General features: G+C 51.1%; 5 protein-coding genes and 1 pseudogene. 2 read left to right on the top strand and 4 right to left on the bottom strand.

Annotation, left to right across the window (positions count from 1 at the left end; translation table 11 throughout):
- Positions 1–119 precede the first annotated feature (119 nt).
- Positions 120–431 carry a helix-turn-helix transcriptional regulator gene (locus BZG79_RS11300; RefSeq protein ID WP_021024254.1) on the top strand — a complete coding sequence of 104 codons (312 nt, stop codon included), beginning with the start codon at positions 120–122 and terminating at the stop codon, positions 429–431.
- Positions 424–1,324: pseudogene (locus BZG79_RS11295) on the top strand (HipA domain-containing protein). Before BZG79_RS11300 ends, BZG79_RS11295 begins: the two are co-directional and overlap by 8 nt.
- Positions 1,325–1,448: 124 nt before the next feature.
- Here the strand turns inward: BZG79_RS11295 and BZG79_RS11290 are convergent.
- From BZG79_RS11290 to BZG79_RS11275, 4 genes are read right to left on the bottom strand one after another with little or no spacing between them, the layout of a single operon-like run.
- Complete coding sequence (locus BZG79_RS11290; protein ID WP_077579303.1) at positions 1,449–2,330, bottom strand: metal ABC transporter permease; 882 nt, start codon at positions 2,328–2,330, stop codon at positions 1,449–1,451.
- Complete coding sequence (locus BZG79_RS11285; protein ID WP_077669853.1) at positions 2,327–3,172, bottom strand: metal ABC transporter permease; 846 nt, start codon at positions 3,170–3,172, stop codon at positions 2,327–2,329. Before BZG79_RS11285 ends, BZG79_RS11290 begins: the two co-directional genes overlap by 4 nt.
- Positions 3,169–4,050 (bottom strand): ATP-binding cassette domain-containing protein, encoded by an 882-nt coding sequence (locus BZG79_RS11280; protein ID WP_077774432.1) that lies wholly within the window; start codon positions 4,048–4,050, stop codon positions 3,169–3,171. Before BZG79_RS11280 ends, BZG79_RS11285 begins: the two co-directional genes overlap by 4 nt.
- Positions 4,037–4,894, bottom strand: coding sequence for a metal ABC transporter substrate-binding protein (locus tag BZG79_RS11275; RefSeq protein WP_277919476.1), 858 nt, complete (start codon positions 4,892–4,894; stop codon positions 4,037–4,039). Before BZG79_RS11275 ends, BZG79_RS11280 begins: the two co-directional genes overlap by 14 nt.
- Positions 4,895–5,132 lie beyond the last annotated feature (238 nt).

The raw sequence follows: 5,132 nt of genomic DNA, 5'->3' as shown, positions 1-5,132 counted from the left end.
TTATATATCAATTTATGGATTTTGATATGTAATAGCTAATCGTATTTATGTTCTTTTAGTTGATGTGATATAGTTTAGTATATAATTTTTTCTTCAGCGATGCATTAAGGTGTCTCGAAATGAGCTATGTAACAGAGCAGATACTAAAAAGCCTTCGAGACGCTCGAGTACGTAAAGGTTTTAGCCAGAGAGAGTTAAGTGCTCGTTCGGGTGTGCCTCAAAGCCATATTTCGAAAATCGAGTCTGGCGGTGTTGATTTAAGAGTGTCCAGTTTGATTGCACTTGCCCGTGCACTCGACCTAGAGTTATTTGTTGCACCAAAAAAATCTGTACCTGCCATTAAGTCGATCATTCGAAGTAGCCAAGGGATCAGCGATGAAGGTGAGGCAATGTCGCCCGCTTATCAGTTAGAGGAAGACGACGATGACTAATCATGTCTCTACGCTCAACGTGTTGCTCTACGGTGAGCCCATCGCAACGATCACCAACGTGGGCAATGATAGAACACTTTTTGCCTTTATGGATTCGTACATTCATGACGAATCGCGGCCTGTATTCAGCTGTGCAGCAGGCAAATGGCGGTTTGACGATCCCAGCAACCGGTCAAGGTGGTTCTTGGGTTGTAAAATTGCCGTCGTCTCGATTTCAAGCTGTGCCAGAAAATGAATATTCAATGATGGAACTGGCTCGAATGTTGGGAATGGACGTGCCAGAAACGCAGTTACTCCCTATTAATCGGATTGCTAATATCCCAAATGGCATTGGCAAATTTGGTGACAGTGCGTTTGTGATCAAGCGTTTTGATCGTGCAGATGGTCAAACTGTGCACATTGAGGACTTTGCGCAAGTGTTCGGCGTTTATCCTCAAGATAAATACAAAAAAGCCAGTATGCGGAATATTGCTCAGGTTATCGGTGTTGAAGGGCAAGACGAAGACATTGCAGAATTTACTCGTCGATTGGTGTTCAATACTTTAATTGGAAATGCCGATATGCATTTGAAGAATTGGTCTGTGATCTATAAAGATAGGCGCACAGCATCGATTGCACCTGCTTATGACTTTGTCTCGACCATTCCTTATATCCCCGATGATAGTGCGTCGCTTAAGGTTAGCCGTAGCGAGAAATTCAGTGATTTTACGCTGGATGAGCTATCACACTTAGCTGCTAAAGCCATGTTGCCAGAAAAATTGGTGTTAGATACCGCAAAGCAAACTGTAGCAGGCTTCCATGAAGTATGGGCAAAAGAAAAAGCGCATTTACCACTTACTAAGTCGATGATTAAGGCCATCGAAGAGCACTTACGAAGCATACCACTAGGCTGAAATTTGACGTACGTGAAGGCAAGATGACGGCTATGGGCGATAAAACCTATTCGACGAGCAATGTGCGCGAGCTCTATCTCGCGCACTGCTCTGGTTGGGATGCGGCTGTGCCCGTCGATGCCGATCAGTGCGATTGCGCTGAATGGGTGGTGGCAGAGCGCGTTGCTTTTGTTGTTTGCTGCGTCGGCTGCGGGCGCTGTTGGTTGCGGTGGATTTGATATTGCTGCCATGCAAAGGTCACCACAAAACAGCCTGTGAGTAGCAATACAATGGTCGGGCCTGGTGCACTGTCGAGGTAAAACGACAGAGTGACGCCGCCCACGGCGGTGACCAAGGCAATTGCACAGGCAATCCATAACATGCGGCTAAATTGTTTGCTGAGCATAAAGGCGGTGACGCCCGGTGCAATCAACATCGCCACCACTAAGATAATCCCCACCGCATGTAACCCCGCAACAATGGTGGCAATCATTACCGAGAGTAAGAGCCAGTGAAGCTTTTGCACGGGGAGCCCAAGCACGCTGGCTTGTGCAGGGTCGAACGAGAGCAGCATTAAATCTCGCCCTTTAAGCAGCACTAGCGCAAGCACGACTAAGCCGGTAATGGCGGCGGTGAGCAGCTGTTGGTGGTTAATCCCCAACAGGTTGCCAAATAGAATATGATCAAGGTGCAAATCAGACGGGAACTGGCCTTGCAAAATCAGCCCCAGCGCGAAAAAGCCAGAAAACACAATCCCCAGTAAGGTGTCTTCTTTCACACGGCTATTTTGTTTGAGCCAATGCACACTGGTGGCGCATGCGGAGCCCGCAGCAAAGGCGCCGACAATCAGCGGCAGGCCAAACAAGTTTGCTAGCACCAATCCCGGCAGCACCGCGTGTGCCACGGCATCGCCAATCAATGACCAGCCTTTTAACACCAAATAGCATGAAAGCAGCGCGCAGGGTAGTGCCACCAAGACGGCCATGAGCAGCGCATCTTGCATAAAAGTCAGTTGATACGGATTCATTGCAGTGCCTCCTGACGTTTGGCGCGCCGCGCGAGGATCCCGTGTTTGGGGCCAAACACAAAGGCAGCTAAGAAGAGTCCCACTTGGGCCAACACAATCAGTGCGCCGGCGTTAAGGTTAGCGAAATAGCTGATGTACACCCCAAACAGTGAGGTGAATGTGCCGATGACACCACTCAGTACCAACACGGGCCCGAAGCGATCGCTCAATAAATAGGCGGTGGCACCGGGGGCGATTACTAAGCAAATCACCAAAAAGGCACCGACACTTTTAAGTGCCGCCATGGTGCAAGCACTGAGCAGCGCAAAAAACAGCACCTTGAGCCCCACCACAGGTAAACCAATGCAGCGGGCGTGGCTTTCATCGAAAAAAGTCAGCATAAAATCACGCCATTTCACTGCCAGCACGGTGAGGCTCACCAAGGCAATGATCAGCATTTGCATCGCATCGAGCGGGGCAATGGCGAGCAAGTTGCCCAGCATAATTTGTTGAATATCGACCGCGACGGGCGAAATCGAGACCAAAAAGAGGCCGAAGGCGAAAAAGCTCGAGAAGATTAAACCGATGATCGCATCTTGTTTTATCTGGCTACGTTGGTGCAAAAACAGCATCACACTCGCGGCCATGCCGCCGGCAACAAAGGCGCCGAGTGAAAAGGGCAAGCCCAGCATATAAGCGCCGGCAACGCCCGGTACAATCGCATGGGAGAGGGCATCGCCCATCAGCGACCAACCTTTGAGCATCAAAAAAGCCGAGAGCAAGCCGCACACGCCGCCAATCAAGGTGGTGACCAGCAATGCTTTTTGCATGTATTGATAGGCGAGAGGATCGAGTAAGCTCATTCGCGCCGCTCCTGCGCGCTTTGTTCGCGCTTGCCATACACCACCAAGGGTCGTTCATCGTCGGAAATGACTGACAGCTCGCGCGGATCGGCGTCTTGGTGGAGTTTCTCACTGGGCATCACATACTGGCGCAGTTTGCCGCCAAAAATGGCGCTGAGGTTCTCGGTGGTAAACACATTTTCGGTATGCCCGCCTGCCACCACGGCGCGATTGACCAGCACGGTGCGATCGCAAAAGTCGGGCACGGTGCCAAGGTTATGGGTGGCAATTAAAATGGTTTTGCCTTCGTCTTTGAGCTCGAGCAGCAAACGCATAATCGACTCTTCACTGGTGACATCTACGCCAGTAAAGGGCTCATCCAGTAAAATCAGCGGGCTGTGCTGAGCCAGCGCGCGGGCGAGAAAGACGCGCTTTTTCTGTCCGCCGGACAGTTCGCCAATTTGCCGCTGGCGAAAGGCTGTCATATCCACCCGGGCCAAGGCCTCATCCACCGCTTGATGATCCGCCGCTTTGGGGCGACGCATAAATGACATCTTGCCGTAGCGGCCCATCATCACCACATCTTTTACTAACACGGGGAACGACCAGTCGATTTCTTCGGATTGAGGCACATAAGCGACCAAGCCTGCTTTTTGCGCTTGCTTAATGGGGGTGCCGTTCACTGCAATGCTGCCACTGCCGGGATTCACAAACCCCATGATCGCTTTAAACAAGGTGGATTTGCCGCTGCCATTGGCACCCACCAAGGCAGTGATGGTTTTCGCTGGCAGCGAGAAGCTGGCGTGCTCAAGGGCACACAGGCCGTTTCGATAGACGACACGCACCTCGTTGACATCTAACACACTGGGCGTGCCATCGGTTAAATCATAGTGCGTCATGGCGCAACCCCGCTAAGACGGTTTCTGTGGTCACTGTCAGTAAGGATAGATAATCAGGCACCGGTCCGTCAGCTTGACTGAGCGAATCGACATATAAAATGCCGCCATAGCGCGCGTCGGTTTCGGCGGCGACTTGTTTGGCGGGCGCATCAGACACGGTGCTTTCGGAGAACACGGCACGTACTTGGTGTTCTCGCACGGTATCAATCAGCGCGCGAACTTGTTGTGGTGTGCCCTGACGCTCAGCGTTAATCGGCCATAAATAGGCTTCGTTGAGGTTCAAATCTCGCGCTAGATAGGAAAAAGCGCCTTCACTGCTTACTAGCCAACGCTGGGATTCGGGGACAGCGGATAGCGCGTCTTGCGCACGAGCGAACACAGCTTGAATTTTTGCCTTGTAGGCCTTGGCATTGGCTTGATAATGAGCTTGATTGGCAGGGTCGTATTTAATCAGGGCTTGCGCAATGTTATCAACGTATTGCATTGCATCAGAAGGAGACATCCACGCGTGCGGGTTGGGTTTGCCACGATACGGGCCCGAGGCAATCACAATTGGCGCCACTCCGTCAGATAGGATCACATTCGGTACCTTATCAATGTGCTGGAAAAAACGTTCGAACCAGCGCTCTAAGCCTAATCCGTTCCACATCACCACATCCGCACCTTGCGCGCGCAGAATATCTCCTGGAGTGGGTTGGTAATTGTGGATCTCAGCGCCGGGTTTAGTGAGCGACACTACCTCGGCATGCTCGCCCGCTACGTTGCCAGCCATATCCGCGAGAATGGTAAAGCTGGTCACCACTTTTAACTTGTCCGCGTGTTTTAATTGGTCGGCGTGCGCCATCGGAGAGAGCAAGAGTGCCGCAATAATTAGCAGGTGTTTTCTCATAAGCGTTAATCTCGTTCATTATGCATGTGACTACGGCGCGATATCGCCAGCCGATCATACTTTAAAGATAACGGTTATGATAATCATTCTCAAGTGGGTGTTGGTAAAAAGGGCACACGAGGCGCCCTGTCGTCACGTTTCCTGTGATCTTTTACTAATCACGAATGGTGTCGTAGCGCGCCCATTCCATAAT

The organism is Salinivibrio sp. MA427 (genome assembly GCF_001996115.1).
Lineage (GTDB): Bacteria > Pseudomonadota > Gammaproteobacteria > Enterobacterales > Vibrionaceae > Salinivibrio > Salinivibrio costicola.
This window is presented reverse-complemented; position numbering and strand designations above follow the sequence as displayed.

Bases quoted from the DNA above. Each gene is read 5' to 3' on its own strand.
- BZG79_RS11275 (WP_277919476.1), bottom strand. From the start codon at position 4,894: ATGGCGCACGCCGACCAATTAAAACACGCGGACAAGTTAAAAGTGGTG.
- BZG79_RS11280 (WP_077774432.1), bottom strand. From the start codon at position 4,050: ATGACGCACTATGATTTAACCGATGGCACGCCCAGTGTGTTAGATGTC.
- BZG79_RS11285 (WP_077669853.1), bottom strand. From the start codon at position 3,172: ATGAGCTTACTCGATCCTCTCGCCTATCAATACATGCAAAAAGCATTG.
- BZG79_RS11300 (WP_021024254.1), top strand. From the start codon at position 120: ATGAGCTATGTAACAGAGCAGATACTAAAAAGCCTTCGAGACGCTCGA.
- BZG79_RS11290 (WP_077579303.1), bottom strand. From the start codon at position 2,330: ATGAATCCGTATCAACTGACTTTTATGCAAGATGCGCTGCTCATGGCC.